This window comes from Pseudomonas sp. NFPP25 (assembly GCF_900116505.1).
Taxonomy (GTDB): Bacteria; Pseudomonadota; Gammaproteobacteria; order Pseudomonadales; family Pseudomonadaceae; genus Aquipseudomonas; species Aquipseudomonas protegens.
Genome location: NZ_FPBG01000001.1, coordinates 703529 through 719210, shown reverse-complemented (window position 1 = coordinate 719210; position 15682 = coordinate 703529). Strand labels below are relative to the sequence as shown.

Genomic DNA, 15682 nt, shown 5'->3' with positions numbered 1-15682 from the left:
ATGAACCTCAAACTCAACCTCAAGCGCCTGCTGGGCAACGCCTACTTGCACAGCGTCGGCCGCGCCCGCCTCAGCGAAGCCGGGGTGGTGCTGATGCTGCACCGGGTGCTGGCCGACGAGCAGGCCGCCCGCCGGCCGCACCGGGCGCCACTGTGCGTCGGCCAGCGCCAGTTCGAGCACCTGCTGCGCTGGCTGCGGCGGCATTTCGACTGTGTGCCGCTCAATCACCTGCTGCAATACCCCGGCGGTGACCGGCCGCGCCTGGCCCTGACCTTCGATGACGGCTGGCGCGACAACGCCGAGGTGGCCTACCCGATGTTGGAGCGCTACGAGGTGCCGGCGAGCATCTTCCTCTCCACCGACTTCATCGGCAGCGCCCAGGGCTTCTGGTGGGAGTCCATCGGCGAAACGCTCTGGCTGCGGCCCGCAAGCGCCGCGGCCCGGCCGCTGCTGGAACAGTTGCAGGCGCTGCAACTGGCACCTGCGGCCGAACTGTTGCAGCCGGGTGACAGCGACGCCCGCAGCCGGCTCCTGGGCCGCTACCTGCAACGCTTGAAGACCCTGCCCGGGCCCACCCTCCAGGCCCTGGCCGACAGTTGCCCCAACGAGCACGGCCCCCACAGCCTGGACTGGGCCCAGGTGCAGCGCCTGGAGCGTTCGGCGCTGGTGCGCTTCGGGCCCCACGGCGCCAGCCATGCCATTCTCACCGGCCTTGACGAGGCCGCGCTGAAAGCGGATCTGCAACGCTCCCATCAGGCGTTGCAGAACCATTGCCAGGCGCCGCTGGGGGTCTATTGCTACCCCAATGGCGACCACAATGCCCAGGTGCGCGCCGCCGTCGCCGGGCTGGGTTATCGCTACGCCCTGGGCACCCGCCCCGGGCTGATCGAGGCCAGTGGCAACCCGCTCCTGGCCTTGCCACGCATCGACGTCAGCCACGCCAGCGCCGCCCGCCCCGGCTTGCTGGCCTGGCGCCTGCTGCAGGGAGCCCGGGCATGAAGCGCGGCGGCTACCTCTGGCACCTGGCCCTGAGCATGGGCACGCGCCTGGCGATGATCGGCCTGCGGCTGCTGCGCAACGTGCTGCTGGCTCGCTTGCTGGGCCCGGCGGATCGCGGCCTGTTCGCCCTGCTCAGCACCCTGCCAGACCTGATTGCCGCCCTGACCAGCGGCGGGCTGAACACCGCGGTCGGCTATGAGGCCGCGCGCCAGCGGCCCATGGGCCTGCTACTGACCCAGGTGCTGGTCTACGGCTGCCTGCTGGCCAGCCTGCTGACCCTGGCCGGGCTGGCATTGATGAACACCCTGGGCAGCCAGTGGGAACTGAGCCTGCAACTGGGGGACCTGGCCTGGCTGTTGTTGCTGGCGGTGCCCATCACCGTGCTCAAGAGCGGCCTGCTGACCCTGCACAACGCCGATGGCCGGGTCGAAGCCTTCAATGCCCTGCGCCTGCTGGAATCCCTGGTGCCGCTGCTGCTGTTCGTCGGCCTGTGGTGGATCTGGCGCGACCAGCCGCTGTCGGCGGCCCTGGTCAGCTGGCTGGGGGGCACCTTGCTGGTGGTGGTGGTTGGCTGGTGCTGGTTGCGACGCTTCCACGACCTGGGCCTGCGCTGGCAGGCCGGGGAACAGGGCAAGCTGCTGCGCTACAGCGCCCAGAGCCACCCCGGGGTGCTGTCGCAACAATTGATGCTGCGTTCGGACTACCTGTTCATCGGTGCCCTGCTCGACCCCGCGGCCCTGGGCTGGTACGCCATGGCCAGCGCCGCCGCCGAGCTGCTGCTGATCATTCCCGAGGCGGTGACCACGCCACTGATGAAGCGCCTGCTGCAACAGGGGTCGGGCATCGAGCAACTGACCGCCCTGGCCCTGCGCCTGACCGCCACGGTGATGCTCGGCGCCTGCCTGTGCATGGCGCTGATCGGCCAGTGGTTGATTGTCACCCTGTTCGGCGCCGACTACGCCCCGGCCTACGGTGCCCTGCTGGCCTTGCTGCCCGGCCTGTTCGGCCTGTGCTACGCGAGCATCCTGCGCCTGGACCTCTTGGGCAAGCAGCGCCCCGGCACGCTGTCGCTGCTGCTGGCCGGTGGCGCCCTGCTGAACCTGGCGCTCAATGCGCTGCTGATCCCGTCGCTGGGCATCGTCGGCGCCGGCCTGGCCTCGTCCATCGCCTACCTCGCGGTGAGCCTGGCCATGCTCGGCCTGTATTGCCACCTCAGCGGTGTGCCCTGGTACCGCACCCTGATCCTGTTACCTGGAGACATCGTCTACGTGCGCCAGTTATTGCGCCCTAAGGAAAGGCTTCAATGAAACCCTGTTCCCTGCTCGCCCTGATGCTGATCTCGGCGGCCACTGCCCTGCACGCCGCGCCCCTGCAATGGGGCGATATCCGCGACGGCAGCCTGTACCTGCAAGCCGAGGCCGGCGACACCCTGCACCTGCGCTGGAGCCCGGCCTGGCAGAGCGACGCCAACCAGGAGCAGCTGTACCTGCTGCGCCCGGACGGCCAGTTGCTGCAACAGCTGGAGATTCGCGCCGACCAACCCTACGGCCAGCGGGAAGTCCAACTGCCCGCGACCCAGGGCGACTACCGGCTGCAGGTACCGGGCTACAGCTTTCGCAACTTCAAGGTCAGCCACGACAGCGCCACCCTGGCCCAGTTCGAACCGGCCAAGGTGCATTTCAGCGCCGACGTGCCCAGTGGCGTGGAGCTGTATTTTCGCGTGGCCGCCGGAGAGCAGGCGGTACTGGCGGGCAAGTATTACGGTGGGGTCAGCGTGCTCCAGGCCACGCGCCTGAGTGACCACCAGTTGCTGCGCCTGAAGCTGGTGGAGCACCCGCAGTACGGTCAGTTCGACCAGATCCAACTGCCGGTGGCCCAGCAGGACGAGGTCTGGCGCCTGTCCCTGGGCGGCTCGGGCAAGGTGGCGTTCTGGCTCGACGGCACCGCCAACCTGTTCGCCCAGGACCTGCGCCAGTTGCACCCGCTGCAATGGACACCGGGCCGGGTCGAGCTGAACCTCAAGCCGCAGATGCGCGGCCCCAGCCCGCACCTGGGGATCGCCCTGCCCTATGCCCAGCCGCCGCAGTCGACCTTTGAACTGCTGCGGGCCCTGGGGCCGCGGGCGGCCAACTTCTACAGCTTCGTCGATGTGATCCAGCAGGAACCCCAGCGCGAGCTGGGCTTTCGCCGGCTGTACCGCGAAACGTTCAAGATCGACCGCGACATCACCCTGCTGGCGGGCACCGGGCGCCGTGCGGTGCTGGCAGCCGACAGCCAGAGCTTCGCCGGCCTCGACGCCTGGCTGGCGGACAGCGTGCGCCTGGGCAACCAGGGCCTGCACTACCTGGCGTTCGCCGACGAACCCAACCTCAACTACCCCAGCTACGCCGTGTTCGCCAGCTACTTCGGGCGCATGCTGGAGCACGTCAAGGCCAACCCCGAGGCCCGGGCCGCAGGTGTGCGCATTGCCATGCCGGTCAGTTCGCGGCTGCTGGACGGGCCGTTTCGCATCGGTGCCGGGCAGCGCCGCGGCATCGACTGGGCGCGCCAGTTGCTGGAGGCCCACGGCGCCGATATCGACGCCATGGCCTGGCACGAGTGGATGGTCCGCGACCTGCTGGCCACCCGCCACTACCGCGCCAGCGTGCGCGCCGCCGCCGACCTGGTGGGCCTGGATGACCTGGGCCGGCCGCGCAAGGCGCTGTTGCTGAGCCAGACCAATATCTCCAGCGGCCCGGACCTGAGCCCCTATCAGCAGGACACTCACTACGCCGCCTTGTGGTGGATGTCGGTGGTGGCCAATGCCTCCCAGGACGGCCTGCTGGATATGCTCAACTGGTTCCAGGCCGCCGATGAGCCCGAGTACCCCAAGGGCATGCTGGTCCAGCACGACGCCCAGCGCTTCAGCCTGAAGCCGGTGGCCGTGGCCCAGCAATTCATCCAGCGGCACTGGCTGGGGCAGGTCCAGGCGCTGGACAACCCGGCCTTCGAGGTGGATGCCCTGGCACTGCGCGATGGCCCGCGCCACAGCCTGCTGGGCGTGACCAAGACCCCGCGCGCACAAACCATCGACCTGGACGGCGCCGAGCAGATCTGCCAGGCCGGCCCGAGCCTGGAGCTGCTCGGCGCCGACGGGCACAGCCGCTCCGCCGCCGTGCAGTGCAGCAATGGCCGGGCCCAGTTGCAGGTGCCCGGTGAAACCCTGTTTGCCTTGACCTGGAAAACCCTATGAGTCGCTTGACCGGCCTGTTGGCCAGAATCCGCCGCAAGGGCCTGCGTGGCAGCCTGCGGGTGCTGCGTGAACGCTTCTTCTATTACCACTGGGAACTGCTGACCCTGGAACGTTCCCTGGCCTTGCCGGTGCCCTGCCCCATCAACCCCGGCCGCTGGCCCCAGGTGCCCATCACCCGCGAGCTTCTGCCGGCCTTCGACAAGTACTTCAAGGCACAACTGCCGGCCATTCGCGGCCTGCTGGACAAAGGCAGCCGCGGCAGCGCACACCTGGATGAAGACGGCAACGTGATGATGATGGTGTGGATCAGCGAGCGCGATTACTACGACGACCAGTTGTACCGCTGCTGGATGCGCATCCCGCCGGGCTGCCTGTATCAGTTCGCCGGAGAGTGCGCGGTGCCGTATCGCGGCTCGGGGGTGGTGATCCTGGCGCAGAAGCTGCTTTGGGACGAATACCGCGAGCGCGGCTTCAAGGCCACCCGGGCCCTGGTCAACGTGCGCAACGAGCCGGCGCTGAAGATGCACATGCGCCTGGGGTTCCAGGAAGTGGGTGAATCCCTGCATGTCTACTGCCTGTTGCGCTGCCTGCACTTCCACCGCCGCCGGCCGTACCACCAGACACGCCTGCACCACCTGCGCCGCGGGCGCCTGGCACAGCAGCCCAGCGGTTCCAGCCCTATCGACAAGGAACGTTCGTGAGCCTGCGTTGGCAATGGTGCGCCAGCCTCTGCACCCAGGACTTTCCCGTGGCGGCCTATGAGCAACTGCGCCAGCAAGTGCCACAGGCCACGCCGTTCAATCGCTTGAGCTGGCTGCTGGGGGCGGAACGGGCCCTGGATCACCGGCACTTGCAGATCCTCCTGGGCTGGCATGGCCAGCGCCTGGTGCTCTGCCTGCCGCTGACCCTGGGCCGCGAAACCCGGGCCGGCCTGCGCCTGCAGGTGGTACGCCACCTGGGGCATCCGCTGAGCGATCGCCTGGCGCTGCTGGTCGCGGACCCGGCGCAAGGCGCCATGCCCGAGGTGCTGGAGCAGATCCGCCGGCAACTGCCCCATGACCTGCTGCAACTTCATGAACTGGTGGACGCCGAGCGCCTGCTGGCGCCCTGGCGCCGGGCCAGCTGGTACAGCGAACAAGCCCTGAGCTGCCGGGCGCCGGAACACCTGATTGTCGACAGCGACCGCGAGGAAGCCACCGGCACCTTGCGCTACGAGCTGCGCCGGGCGAAGAAACGCTGCGCGGAAATCGACGCTCGGGTGATCCGCATGGCGCCCCAGGCCGACGGCATGGACGGGGTGCTGGAAATGCTCCGCGAGGTGGAACAGGCCAGTTGGAAAGGCGCAGACGGGCTGGGGATCTTCTCCGGGGAGCTGCGCTGGCAATGGATGGCCAGCGCCCTGCGCGGCCTGGCCGCCGAAGGTTGTGTGCGGGTGGTGATGCTGGAACACCAGGGCCGTTGCATCAGCTATCGCCTCGGCCTGCTGGAGCGCGGCCGCCTGTACGACTACAACATCGCCTTCCTGGCGCAATACAAGAACCTGGGTAGCGGCCGGCTGCTGCTGGATGAGTGGATCCGCTGGGGGCTGGACGAAGGCTGGCAGTGGGTCGATGCCTCGCGGGTCAGCCTCAGCCGCTCCAGCCATCAGTTGCATGAACGCATGAGCGGCCTGGTGGAACACCAGCGCTGGAGCTTCTATTCCTGGCGCCCGCGAGCGCTGCTGGCCGGTACCGCCGAACGCATCTGGCAGTGGCTCAAGCCGCGCCTCAAGGCCTGGCGCGAACGGCGCCAGGCCAACACCGTACAAGGATCCCGCCCATGAACCGCCCCCTGACTGCCGCCCGGGCCCACCGGGTCATCGTCAATGCCGACGACTTCGGTCTCGACCTGGACTACAACCAGCTGACCCTGCGCGCCTTCAAGCGAGGGGTGATCAGCTCGGCGACCCTGATGGCCAACATGCCGGCGTTCAACGACGCCTGTGAACTGACCCTGCAGCACGGTTTGCTGGGACGCATCGGCCTGCATTTCAACCTCACCTACGGCGCGCCACTGAGCCCGGCGATGCGCCACCAGCCGTTGTTCTGTGACCCTCAGGGGCAGTTCGACCTGAACCTGCGGCGCTCGGCCCTGCGCCTGCCGGCCGCGGCGGCCGAGGCGGTGCGCGAGGAGTTGCAGGCCCAGTGGCAGCGCTGTGTCGATCAGGGTGTGCGGCCCAGCCATATCGACTCCCACCAGCACGTGCACAACCTGTGGCCGGTGGCAGCCATCGTCGCTCGCTTCGCCGCGCAGCAAGGGGTGCCGGTGCGCCTGGCGCGCAATGTGGGGGGCAACATCGGGCCCCTCAAGCGGTTGTTCAAGAGCGCGCTCAACCGGCGTATCCGCTGGTTGTGCGGGGCCGGGGCCCAGAGCGTGTGCACGCCCAGGGACCTGCTGGAAGGTTTTCGCCCGCCCGGCGTGATTGAAGTGGTGGCCCACCCGACCCAGCTGGCCGAGGGTGATTTCGGTGACGATTACCTGCCGGCGCAGCAGTCTCTGGAGCAACTGCTGCAACAGGCATTGCCCGGGTATCAACGCATTGCCTACAGCGAGCTGTAAAAAACATTAGCTCCCTATGCAATTTAATCGGCAATTAATCCGGCAGGCTAAAAGTGTCATTGACCGCGCTAGCTCAGAACAATCTGAAGCGCTGCGCGGCAAGTTCTAACGCCTGATTGGCGCGGAACTGACGTAGCCTGCATCGGAGAATTGCCATGAACCTGCGTATCGGTTTGACTGCCACCGCCCTGCTGTTGAGTGCCCTCAGTGGCCTGGCCCAGGCAGACAGCACCACCGCCGTGCCCTACCACTATGGAATGCCGCTGCATGTGGGCAAAGTGATCTCGATGACCGAACCTGCGACCCAGGAGTGCAAAGTGATCACCGCCGACATGAAGTTCATCGACAACCAGGGCAAGCCCGAGGAAATCACCTACAGAAAGATGTCGGATGCGTGCACCACCGATAATTGAGGCTGTGCAACACGCTCACACGGGGCCGCGCTGCGGCCCCTCATCACGCCCGGTGCCGATCGGCAAGCCGGGGTTCGCGGCGGCCTGGCGGCCCCCCTGTTGAATTCCCTACTCCCGAAGGCGCCTAGAATGCACGCCGCAGAGGGGCAACCTGGCGAGGGTTGTGCGCCAGGTCGTAGCGCAATTCGGCAATCAGCTCGTTGATTTCCCGACAGCCGTTGAGCTGCGAGGCGTCGATGCCGGTAACCACCAGGTCGACCCGGTCGGTTTGATGGTCGCCGAAGACCTTCACGGTCATCGACAGGTCGGGGCTTAGGGTGCATTGGCAGCGTTTGGGCAGAAAGCTGCTTTCAATGATATTTCGCAGTTCAAGGGCAGATAGAAACATGGCGACTCTCTCCTTTGTTCGAGACGGCCAATCAATAGGCAAACAACCTGACAACAATGACGTCCGTGTTCGGTAGTGATCCGGGCCCGGTCTTGATCCTTGCAGACGGAGCCAAGCTACAGACTAAGCCGCTTTCCCGAGGCTGCTAAATTCGATTTCGCTCTGAGCACCGGTTTTTTTCGCTTGGTTGGCTGCCAGCCCATACCGGCCGCCGGCCTATCCCTCCATTTGCGTGCAACTGGTCTTGTTTCAAGGTTTTGCTCAATCGCGGGCCTGATTGATAAAGCAGCAGGAAACGTGCCTGGCCGGCAGCGCCACAGGGCCCTGCGAAATCGGCATGCGGCGCACGAGCAGCCGTGCAAAGTGCAAGAAAGCAGGCAGTTGGCCTTGCAAAATGCCCTGCTACCCAGGACGTTTGCATTGCGCCTCGGGCGCCGGTCAGAATGCCCGGGCCGGACTTTCCCCAAGGCGCCCACTCAAACGGGTGTATCGCGCTTTCAATCAGCCAGGAGGCTTCATGCGTCTGCTCCCCCTTGCCAGCGTCACCCTGCTTTCGGCTCTCTGCGCCCAGGCCTTTGCCGCCAAGCTCGAAGACACCGCACCCTACCCCAAGGCCGAAGACGGCTTCACCCGCCAGGTCATCCACCTGCCCAAGCAACGGCACGAAGACCGCTACAAGGTCGAGATCCTCGCCGGCAAGACCCTCACCGTGGACTGCAACCTGCAGCGCCTGGGCGGCAAGCTGCTAGAGAAGAACCTCGAAGGCTGGGGTTATCCCTACTACCGCCTGGACCAGGTCAGCGGCCCGATAAGTACGCGGATGGCCTGCCCCGACGGCAAGACCCGCGAGGATTTCGTCCCGGTGACCGGTGACGGCTTCGTCTTGCGCTACAACAGCAAGCTGCCGATCGTGATCTACGCGCCCAAGGACGTGGAAGTGCGCTACCGCCTGTGGAGCGCCGCGGACAAGACAGAAAACGCCCGCCAGGAATAAGCCATCCCCCCAGCCGGAGTGCCGCCCTTGATTACCTGCCATGTCAAATACGTGATCGACCCCTACCAACTGGCCGAGTTCGAAGCCTACTCCAAGGCCTGGATCGCGGTGGTGAGGCGGCTGGGCGGCACCCACCACGGCTATTTCATGCCCTGCGAAGGTGCCAGCAACATCGCCTACTGCCTGTTCAGCTTTCCTTCCCTGGCGGACTACGAAGCCTACCGCCAGAGCGCCCTCAGTGACCCGGAAAGCGTGGCCCTGGTAGCGGCGGTGGTGCAAAAGCGCTTCATCCTCAGCTACGAACGCAGCTTCATGCGCCCTCTGCTGTCGTAGGAGCCGGCTTGCCGGTGAAGCTTGCATCGCTGCGCAGGGCGCCTTCGCTGGCAAGCCAGCTCCTACAACAGGCAGGTACACCGTGCACGCCCCCCGTAGGAGCCGGCTTGCCGGCGAAGAGGCCCGAAAGGTTTGCATCGCCGCGCAGGGCGCCTTCGCTGGCAAGCCAGCTCCTGCAGCAGGCAGGTACACCGTGCACGCCCCCCGTAGGAGCCGGCTTGCCGGCGAATGGGCCCTTGAGGCCTGCATCGCTGTGCAGGACGCCTTCGCTGGCAGGTCTGTTCCTACAAGGCGGCGTTGCTCAGGGCGGCGCGTTCGGCGACGTGGCGCAAGCTGTCAAAGTTGATGTTGGCGCCCGAGTCGATCGCCACCAGGGTCTGGCCGCGGACGCCGCTTTGCGCCACGTATTCCTTGATGCCCGCCACCGCCAGGGCGCCCGAGGGCTCGGTGATGGAGCGGGTATCGTCGTAGATGTCCTTGATCGCCGCACACAGCTGGTCGTTGCTGACGCTGATCACTTGATCCACGTGATGCCGGCAGATCTGGAAACCATGCTCACCGATCTGCGCCACCGCAACGCCGTCGGCAAAGGTTCCCACTTCAGGCAGCACCACCCGCTGCCCTGCCGCCAGGGCCTGTTGCAGACAGTTGGAATGTTCGGACTCGACACCAACGATGCGGATCTGTGGCCGTAGGTATTTGACATAGGCGGCGATCCCGGCGATCAGCCCGCCACCGCCGACCGGAACGAAGATCGCGTCCAGTTCGCCCTGCTGCTGGCGCAGGATCTCCATGGCCACGGTGCCTTGCCCGGCAATCACATGGGGATCATCAAAGGGTGAAACAAAGGTACTGCCGGTGCGTTGGGCCAGATCCAGGGCATGCTCCAGGGCGAAGGGAAAGCTCTGGCCATGCAGGATCGCCTCGGCGCCGCGGCTGCGCACCCCCAGCACCTTGAGTTCCGGGGTGCTGGCGGGCATCACGATGCTTGCCTTGATCCCCAGTTCCCGCGCCGCCAGCGCCACGCCCTGGGCATGATTGCCGGCGGACGCGGTGACCACTCCGCGCAGCTTCTGCTCCGGGGTGAGGTGCGCCAGGCGGTTGTAGGCGCCACGGATCTTGAAGGAAAAGGTCGGTTGCAGGTCTTCGCGCTTGAGCAGGATCTGATTGCCCAGCCGCTCGGACAGCGCCGGCGCCGCCTGCAACGGCGTACGGATCGCCAGGTCGTAGACCGGCGCCGCAAGAATCATCTTCACGTAGCGCTCCAGCAACGCCATGTCGGCACTGGGCTGGGGGGTAGCAGAACGGCTGGGGCGACTCATGGTGGATCTCCTGGCTGTGTACGAAGCCCGGGAGACAGAGAGAAAAAACCCGCCTCCAGGGCGGGTTGGGTGCAGTCGTCAGCAAGCCCGCCAATAAGGAATGGCGGTAATAATGCTTGGCTGGAAACGATATGCAGGGAAAGTCATGGGCTGGAAATTACTCGCGCCAGCAGGGTCCGGTCAACGCTTTTTTCCCGGCCTCCTTGAACGGCGACGTCTGCCATTGGGCACCGTGGCTTGAAGCAAAATATACGAAACATATATGATTCGTATATTTCCTCAAGGGAGGCCCCCCATGGGCATCGTCAAGATCTCCGATGAACTGCACGAGCAGATCCGCGTGGCCAGCGCCGCCATGGACCGCTCGATCAACGCCCAGGCCGAGTTCTGGATGAAGATCGGCCTGCTAGCCGAACTCAACCCTCACCTCGCCTACAACGACCTGATCAACAAGCTGTTGCTGAACAAGCCCGACCTGCTCAGGGGGCGCGCATGACCCAGGCCCTGATCAAGACCCCGGAACAACTGGCGCTGATGCGCGAAGCCGGGCGGCTGCTGGCCCAGGTGTTCACCTATCTCGACGGTTTTGTCGCCCCCGGCCTGTCCACCCTGGAGCTGGACGCCGCGGTGGAACACCTGATCCGCCATGAACTCAAGGCGCGCCCGGCCAGCAAGGGCCAGTACAACTACCCCTACTGCATCAACACCTCGATCAACGAGGTGGTGTGCCACGGCATGCCCCACCCCAAGGCCGTGCTCAAGGACGGTGACATCATCAATATCGACATCACCCTGGAGAAGAACGGCTACATCGCCGACTCCAGCAAGATGTACCTGATCGGCACTGTCGGGCCCAAGGCCCGGCGCCTGGTGGACACCACCTTCGAGGCCATGTGGGCGGCGATCAAGGTGGTGCGCCCCGGCGCCCGGCTGGGCGATATCGGCCATGCCATCCAGGCCCATGCCGAAGCCAAGGGCTACAGCGTGGTCCGTGAATACTGCGGCCATGGCATCGGCCGGCAGATGCACGAAGAGCCGCAAATCCTCCACTTCGGTCGCCCCGGTACCGGCCTGGAGCTGCGCGAGGGCATGGTCTTCACCATCGAGCCGATGCTCAACCAGGGCAGCGCCCGGGTCCGCGGGCTCAAGGATGGCTGGACCGTGGTCACCCGCGACAACGGCCTCTCGGCCCAGTGGGAACACACGGTGGCGGTGACCCGGGACGGCTTCGAGGTGCTGACCCTGCAACCGCAATGAAGGCCCCTACCAGGCCTGGCCGCGCCGCTTGAGCTCCAGGCGGCGGACAAACTCCTCCAGCACCAGGGCATAGAGATCGTCCTGCAGGTAGGCATCCTCGATGCCGGCGTCGAGGTTGGGGTTGTCGTTGACCTCGATCACCACCACCTTGTCGCCGGACTGCTTGAGATCGACGCCGTACAGGCCGTCGCCGATCAGGTTGGCGGTCTTCACCGCCAGATCCACCACCGCCCGGGGCGCTTCGTGGATCGCCAGGGTGCGGCACTCGCCGTTGATGTCCTGGCCCTTGGCCTTGTGGTTGTAGATCTGCCAATGGCCCTTGGACATGAAGTACTGGCAGGCAAAGATCGGTTTGCGGTTGAGCACGCCGATGCGCCAGTCGTACTCGGTGTAGAAGAACTCCTGGGCCAGCAGCAGTACCGAGTGCTCGAACAGCTCGGCGGTGGCTTCCATCAAGGCCTGCTGGCTCTCGACCTTGATCACTCCGCGGGAAAAACAGCCGTCGGGGATCTTCAGCACCAGGGGAAAACCCAGGCGCTCGCCGACCCGTTCGAAATCCTGCGGTCGCTCCTTGTAGAGAATCTCGGTGGCGGGCATGCCCAGTTGATGGCCCTTGAGCAGGTCGCTGAGGTAGACCTTGTTGGTGCAGCGCAGGATCGACGCCGGGTCGTCCATCACCACCAGCCCTTCGCTCTCGGCCTTCTTGGCAAAACGGTAGGTGTGGTTGTCGACGCTGGTGGTCTCGCGGATCAGCAGCGCGTCATATTCGGCCAGCCGCGAATAGTCCTTCTTCTCGATCAGTTCCACATCGATGCCCAGGCCCTTGCCCACGCGAATGAAACTCTCCAGCGCCCGAGGGTTGGAAGGCGGCAGCAGTTCCTGGGGATCATGGAGAATGGCCAAGTCATAACGGGCCACTTGCCGGGAGCGCGGAACCCGCCAGACCTTGCGGCTGAAACTGTCCAGGGAGTTGGCGAATTGATCTTCCTGGTCTTCGCGCAACTTATGCAGCGCCCCCGACTTGACGCCTTCGATGTGCCAACTGTTAGTTCGCTTGAAATCAACTAACAGAATCGGACAAGGGAAGAGTTCAAACAATTGCCGAGCCAATTCCTGCAAGGGCTCTATATGAGTTCGACCGAAGTAAAGGGTCAGCGTAAAGCCTTCGGTATCGCGGTAAAGATGATTGCTCAGGGCCTTTTCCAGGCTCTTGTCGAGATCGTCCAGGGCCAACCCGTAAAGCGCCTTGCGGGTCAGTTCGCTGATGGTGCGCACCGAGGGAATCACCCGGTGGCCGCGGGCTTCAGCCAATAGCGAGCAATAGTAGCCATGCCCCAGGTACTTGTAGCTGCGGCACAGGTTGATCACCTGGACGCGCTTGCCGGGCGCGCTTTCGCGGCTGTGTTCGAGGTACTCCTGGGCCGTGAGGATGTCGTCGCTGGGAAAGTACGAGGCCCAGTCTTCCTTGCGTTCGACAATAATGATTACCTGGCTTGAGGTTTTGTCCAGCCGGGCAATATTAGTTGAGGAAGTGATTGTCGCCGGCAAACTTTGCCCGGATACTTCTCGCCAATGACCTTGTACCGCTGACATAAAGTTCGCTCTCGCTGAAGAACCTGACCCTTTCTATTAAGCACGAACTTTTTTTGAAGTCTCGTTTCATTACGCAACTTTTACGGCGGTCATATGGATCTTGTCTTTCGCACTGCAACCCTCGAGGACTTGCCGGCGCTGGTGGCGCTGGAAGAGCAATGTTTCACCAGCGACCGGCTGACCCCGCGCAGCTTCCAGTGGATGATCAGCCGCGCCCATGGGCAGCTGCTGGTGGCCGAACAGCAGGCGCAGGTGCTGGGGTATGCCCTGGTGCTGTTTCATCGCGGTACCTCCCTGGCGCGCCTGTATTCCCTGGCTATCGCCGAAAGCGCCCGGGGCCTGGGGCTGGGCAAGCGCCTGCTGCAACGCATGGAGGCCTGTGCCCTGGCCCATGACTGCGCCTACCTGCGCCTGGAGGTACGCACCGACAACCCTGCGGCCATCGCCTTGTACGAGCGCAACGGCTACCGGCGCTTCGCCCTGGTCCCCGACTATTACCAGGACCACGCCGACGCCCTGCGCCTGGAAAAACGCATCCTCCAGCACCGCGAGACCCGCAGCATCCGCGTGCCCTATTACCAGCAGACCACCGACTTCACCTGCGGCCCCGCCTGCCTGCTGATGGCCATGGGCGCCCTGCAACCTTCACGGCCCCTGGAGCGTCGGGAGGAACTGCAGATCTGGCGTGAAGCCACCACCGTCTTCATGACCTCGGGCCATGGTGGCTGCAGCCCCCAGGGCCTGGCCCTGGCGGCCTGGCGCCGCGGTTTTGCCGTGCGCTTGCAGGTCAACAGCAGCGGGCCGCTGTTTCTCAACGGCGTGCGCGACGAACATAAAAAGGACGTCATGCGCCTGGTCCACGATGAGTTCTGCAAGGAACTGGATGCCAGCGAAGTGCAGCAGGTGCTCGGCGGGCCGCTGGACCTGCCCGGCCTGTTGCGTGAAGGCGGCCAGCCCCTGGTGCTGATCAGCAGCTATCGCCTGACCCGCTCCAAGGCGCCGCACTGGGTGATAGTCACCGACTGCGACCAGGACTTCGTCTACCTCCACGACCCGGATGTCGACCACAGCCAGCACCGCCAGCCCCTGGACTGCCAGCACCTGCCGGTGAGTCACGGCGAGTTCGCCAAGATGTGCAGCTTCGGCAGCAGCAAACTGCGCGCAGCGGTGATCCTCTTCCCCGCGCGCGCCCACCCGTAGGAGCCGGCTTGCCGGCGAAAAGGCCCGCAGCCTTGCGCGGCCCCTGCCAGCGCCTTCGCTGGCAAGCCAGCTCCTACAGCAGCCAGATACGCCTCGCAGCCGCCCCCCGTAGGAGCCGGCTTGCCGGCGAAGAGGCCCGCAAGCCTTGCGCGGCCCCTGTCGGCGCCTGCAAGGGAGCCCGGGGCTATTGCAGGCCGACTTTGTACAGCGTGCCCTGGTCCTCGTCGGTGAGGATGTAGAGGTAGCCGTCCGGGCCCTGGCGCACATCACGAATACGCGCCTTGAGCCCGCCCAGCAGGCGTTCCTCGTGCTCGACCCGATCACCGTTGAACTGCAGCCGGATCAACTCCTGGCTGGCCAGGGCGCCAATGAACACGTTGTGCTGCCAGGGCTTGAAGCGGTCGCTGTCATAGAAGGCCATGCCGCTGATGCCGGGGGACTTCTCCCACACATGGTGCGGCGCCACGGTGCCGGGCGCTGTCTGGCCCACGGCCTCGGGGATCGGCTGGCCGGAATAGTTGATGCCGTGGGTCGCCAGAGGCCAGCCGTAGTTCTTGCCGCGCTCGATGATATTGATCTCGTCGCCACCCTTGGGCCCGTGTTCGTTCTCCCAGAGGGTGCCGCTCCAGGGGTTGAGCGCCGCCCCCTGGGGGTTGCGGTGGCCGTAGCTCCAGATCTCCGGGCGCACCCCGGCCTGGCCGACGAAAGGGTTGTCATCCGGCACCCGACCATCCGGGTACAGGCGCACGATCTTGCCCTGGAGCTTGTCCAGGTCCTGGGCGGTGGGCCGGTCGTTGTTTTCACCCAGGGTCACGAACAGGTAGCCGTCGCGGTCGAACACCAGCCGCGAACCGAAGTGATTGCCCGTGGACAGCTTGGGTTCCTGCCGGAAGATCACCTGGAAATCCTTGAGCCCGCTCAGGTCATCGCTCAAACGGCCACGGCCCACGGCGGTGCCGGCAGTCCCGCCCTCGCCGCCACCTTCGGCATAGGACAGATACACCATGCGGTCCTGCTTGAAGTCCGGCGACAGCGCCACATCCAGCAAGCCGCCCTGGCCCTTGGCCCAGACCTTGGGTACCCCGCTCAGGGGCGCCGAAAGCTTGCCGTCCGCGCCGACCAGCCGCAGGTTGCCCGGGCGCTCGGTCACCAGAATGCCCTGGCGGTCCGGCAGGAATGCCAGGGCCCAGGGATGGTCAAGGCCGGCAGCCACCGGAGTCAGGTTCAGCGTGCCCTGCTCACTGGGAAAAGCCTGGGGTGTGGCGGCCATGGCGGGCACGGCACTGCCCAGCAAGACGCTGGAGCACAAGGTGGCGATAAGGGTTTTACGCAACATGCTCGCTTCCTTTTGTC

The 15682-nt window shown here is 65.4% G+C and carries 16 protein-coding genes; 12 read left to right on the top strand and 4 right to left on the bottom strand.

Going from position 1 to position 15682, the window contains the following annotated elements:
* From BM382_RS03065 to BM382_RS03035, 7 genes are all read left to right on the top strand, one after another.
* The gene (locus BM382_RS03065) at positions 1-999 is read left to right on the top strand and encodes a polysaccharide deacetylase family protein (protein ID WP_072441786.1); all 999 of its coding nucleotides are present in this window, start codon (positions 1-3) and stop codon (positions 997-999) included.
* On the top strand, positions 996-2306 hold the full coding sequence (locus BM382_RS03060) for a lipopolysaccharide biosynthesis protein (RefSeq protein WP_072441784.1): 1311 nt from the start codon (positions 996-998) through the stop codon (positions 2304-2306). The genes BM382_RS03065 and BM382_RS03060 overlap by 4 nt, the downstream gene beginning before the upstream one ends.
* Positions 2303-4231 (top strand): hypothetical protein, encoded by a 1929-nt coding sequence (locus BM382_RS03055; protein WP_072441782.1) that lies wholly within the window; start codon positions 2303-2305, stop codon positions 4229-4231. The genes BM382_RS03060 and BM382_RS03055 overlap by 4 nt, the downstream gene beginning before the upstream one ends.
* A complete protein-coding gene (locus tag BM382_RS03050; RefSeq protein WP_011061378.1) occupies positions 4228-4932 on the top strand; it encodes a GNAT family N-acetyltransferase in 705 nt (234 codons plus the stop codon). The genes BM382_RS03055 and BM382_RS03050 overlap by 4 nt, the downstream gene beginning before the upstream one ends.
* A complete protein-coding gene (locus tag BM382_RS03045; protein ID WP_072441780.1) occupies positions 4929-6053 on the top strand; it encodes a GNAT family N-acetyltransferase in 1125 nt (374 codons plus the stop codon). The genes BM382_RS03050 and BM382_RS03045 overlap by 4 nt, the downstream gene beginning before the upstream one ends.
* Positions 6050-6829: a carbohydrate deacetylase gene (locus BM382_RS03040; RefSeq protein ID WP_072441778.1), complete on the top strand. Its 780-nt coding sequence runs from the start codon at positions 6050-6052 to the stop codon at positions 6827-6829. Before BM382_RS03045 ends, BM382_RS03040 begins: the two co-directional genes overlap by 4 nt.
* Before the next feature lie 155 nt (positions 6830-6984).
* Positions 6985-7242 carry a DUF2790 domain-containing protein gene (locus BM382_RS03035; protein ID WP_011061381.1) on the top strand — a complete coding sequence of 86 codons (258 nt, stop codon included), beginning with the start codon at positions 6985-6987 and terminating at the stop codon, positions 7240-7242.
* Between the two features lie 124 nt (positions 7243-7366).
* Here BM382_RS03035 and BM382_RS03030 read toward each other — a convergent pair whose 3' ends face one another.
* Entirely contained in the window at positions 7367-7630 is a 264-nt protein-coding gene (locus tag BM382_RS03030) for a DUF1652 domain-containing protein (RefSeq protein ID WP_011061382.1), read from the bottom strand.
* Between the two features lie 517 nt (positions 7631-8147).
* Between BM382_RS03030 and eco the strand changes: the two genes are divergently transcribed.
* Positions 8148-8624, top strand: coding sequence for a serine protease inhibitor ecotin (gene eco, locus BM382_RS03025; RefSeq protein ID WP_072441777.1), 477 nt, complete (start codon positions 8148-8150; stop codon positions 8622-8624).
* A gap of 27 nt (positions 8625-8651) precedes the next feature.
* Positions 8652-8957: an NIPSNAP family protein gene (locus BM382_RS03020; RefSeq protein ID WP_072441775.1), complete on the top strand. Its 306-nt coding sequence runs from the start codon at positions 8652-8654 to the stop codon at positions 8955-8957.
* 284 nt (positions 8958-9241) lie between these two features.
* Here BM382_RS03020 and ilvA read toward each other — a convergent pair whose 3' ends face one another.
* Positions 9242-10279 carry a threonine ammonia-lyase, biosynthetic gene (gene ilvA, locus BM382_RS03015; RefSeq protein ID WP_015635681.1) on the bottom strand — a complete coding sequence of 346 codons (1038 nt, stop codon included), beginning with the start codon at positions 10277-10279 and terminating at the stop codon, positions 9242-9244.
* Between the two features lie 295 nt (positions 10280-10574).
* On the opposite strand from ilvA, the gene BM382_RS03010 reads away from it, so the two are divergent.
* Both BM382_RS03010 and map read left to right on the top strand, forming a co-directional pair.
* On the top strand, positions 10575-10775 hold the full coding sequence (locus BM382_RS03010) for a ParD-like family protein (RefSeq protein WP_011061386.1): 201 nt from the start codon (positions 10575-10577) through the stop codon (positions 10773-10775).
* On the top strand, positions 10772-11536 hold the full coding sequence (gene map, locus BM382_RS03005) for a type I methionyl aminopeptidase (RefSeq protein WP_011061387.1): 765 nt from the start codon (positions 10772-10774) through the stop codon (positions 11534-11536). The genes BM382_RS03010 and map overlap by 4 nt, the downstream gene beginning before the upstream one ends.
* A 6-nt stretch (positions 11537-11542) precedes the next feature.
* Here map and BM382_RS03000 read toward each other — a convergent pair whose 3' ends face one another.
* The gene (locus BM382_RS03000; protein WP_015635682.1) at positions 11543-13129 is read right to left on the bottom strand and encodes a RimK family alpha-L-glutamate ligase; all 1587 of its coding nucleotides are present in this window, start codon (positions 13127-13129) and stop codon (positions 11543-11545) included.
* Between the two features lie 93 nt (positions 13130-13222).
* Between BM382_RS03000 and BM382_RS02995 the strand changes: the two genes are divergently transcribed.
* Positions 13223-14329 carry a GNAT family N-acetyltransferase/peptidase C39 family protein gene (locus tag BM382_RS02995; RefSeq protein ID WP_015635683.1) on the top strand — a complete coding sequence of 369 codons (1107 nt, stop codon included), beginning with the start codon at positions 13223-13225 and terminating at the stop codon, positions 14327-14329.
* A 184-nt stretch (positions 14330-14513) separates the two neighbouring features.
* Here the strand turns inward: BM382_RS02995 and BM382_RS02990 are convergent, their stop codons facing one another.
* Positions 14514-15665, bottom strand: coding sequence for a PQQ-dependent sugar dehydrogenase (locus BM382_RS02990; protein ID WP_011061390.1), 1152 nt, complete (start codon positions 15663-15665; stop codon positions 14514-14516).
* Between the last annotated feature and the right edge of the window lie 17 nt (positions 15666-15682).

Coding starts and splice junctions, on each gene's coding strand:
- BM382_RS03010 (WP_011061386.1), top strand. CDS start 10,575: ATGGGCATCGTCAAGATCTCCGATGAACTGCACGAGCAGATCCGCGTG.
- map (WP_011061387.1), top strand. CDS start 10,772: ATGACCCAGGCCCTGATCAAGACCCCGGAACAACTGGCGCTGATGCGC.
- BM382_RS03040 (WP_072441778.1), top strand. CDS start 6,050: ATGAACCGCCCCCTGACTGCCGCCCGGGCCCACCGGGTCATCGTCAAT.
- ilvA (WP_015635681.1), bottom strand. CDS start 10,279: ATGAGTCGCCCCAGCCGTTCTGCTACCCCCCAGCCCAGTGCCGACATG.
- eco (WP_072441777.1), top strand. CDS start 8,148: ATGCGTCTGCTCCCCCTTGCCAGCGTCACCCTGCTTTCGGCTCTCTGC.
- BM382_RS03065 (WP_072441786.1), top strand. CDS start 1: ATGAACCTCAAACTCAACCTCAAGCGCCTGCTGGGCAACGCCTACTTG.
- BM382_RS02995 (WP_015635683.1), top strand. CDS start 13,223: ATGGATCTTGTCTTTCGCACTGCAACCCTCGAGGACTTGCCGGCGCTG.
- BM382_RS03060 (WP_072441784.1), top strand. CDS start 996: ATGAAGCGCGGCGGCTACCTCTGGCACCTGGCCCTGAGCATGGGCACG.
- BM382_RS02990 (WP_011061390.1), bottom strand. CDS start 15,665: ATGTTGCGTAAAACCCTTATCGCCACCTTGTGCTCCAGCGTCTTGCTG.
- BM382_RS03050 (WP_011061378.1), top strand. CDS start 4,228: ATGAGTCGCTTGACCGGCCTGTTGGCCAGAATCCGCCGCAAGGGCCTG.
- BM382_RS03030 (WP_011061382.1), bottom strand. CDS start 7,630: ATGTTTCTATCTGCCCTTGAACTGCGAAATATCATTGAAAGCAGCTTT.
- BM382_RS03035 (WP_011061381.1), top strand. CDS start 6,985: ATGAACCTGCGTATCGGTTTGACTGCCACCGCCCTGCTGTTGAGTGCC.
- BM382_RS03000 (WP_015635682.1), bottom strand. CDS start 13,129: ATGTCAGCGGTACAAGGTCATTGGCGAGAAGTATCCGGGCAAAGTTTG.
- BM382_RS03055 (WP_072441782.1), top strand. CDS start 2,303: ATGAAACCCTGTTCCCTGCTCGCCCTGATGCTGATCTCGGCGGCCACT.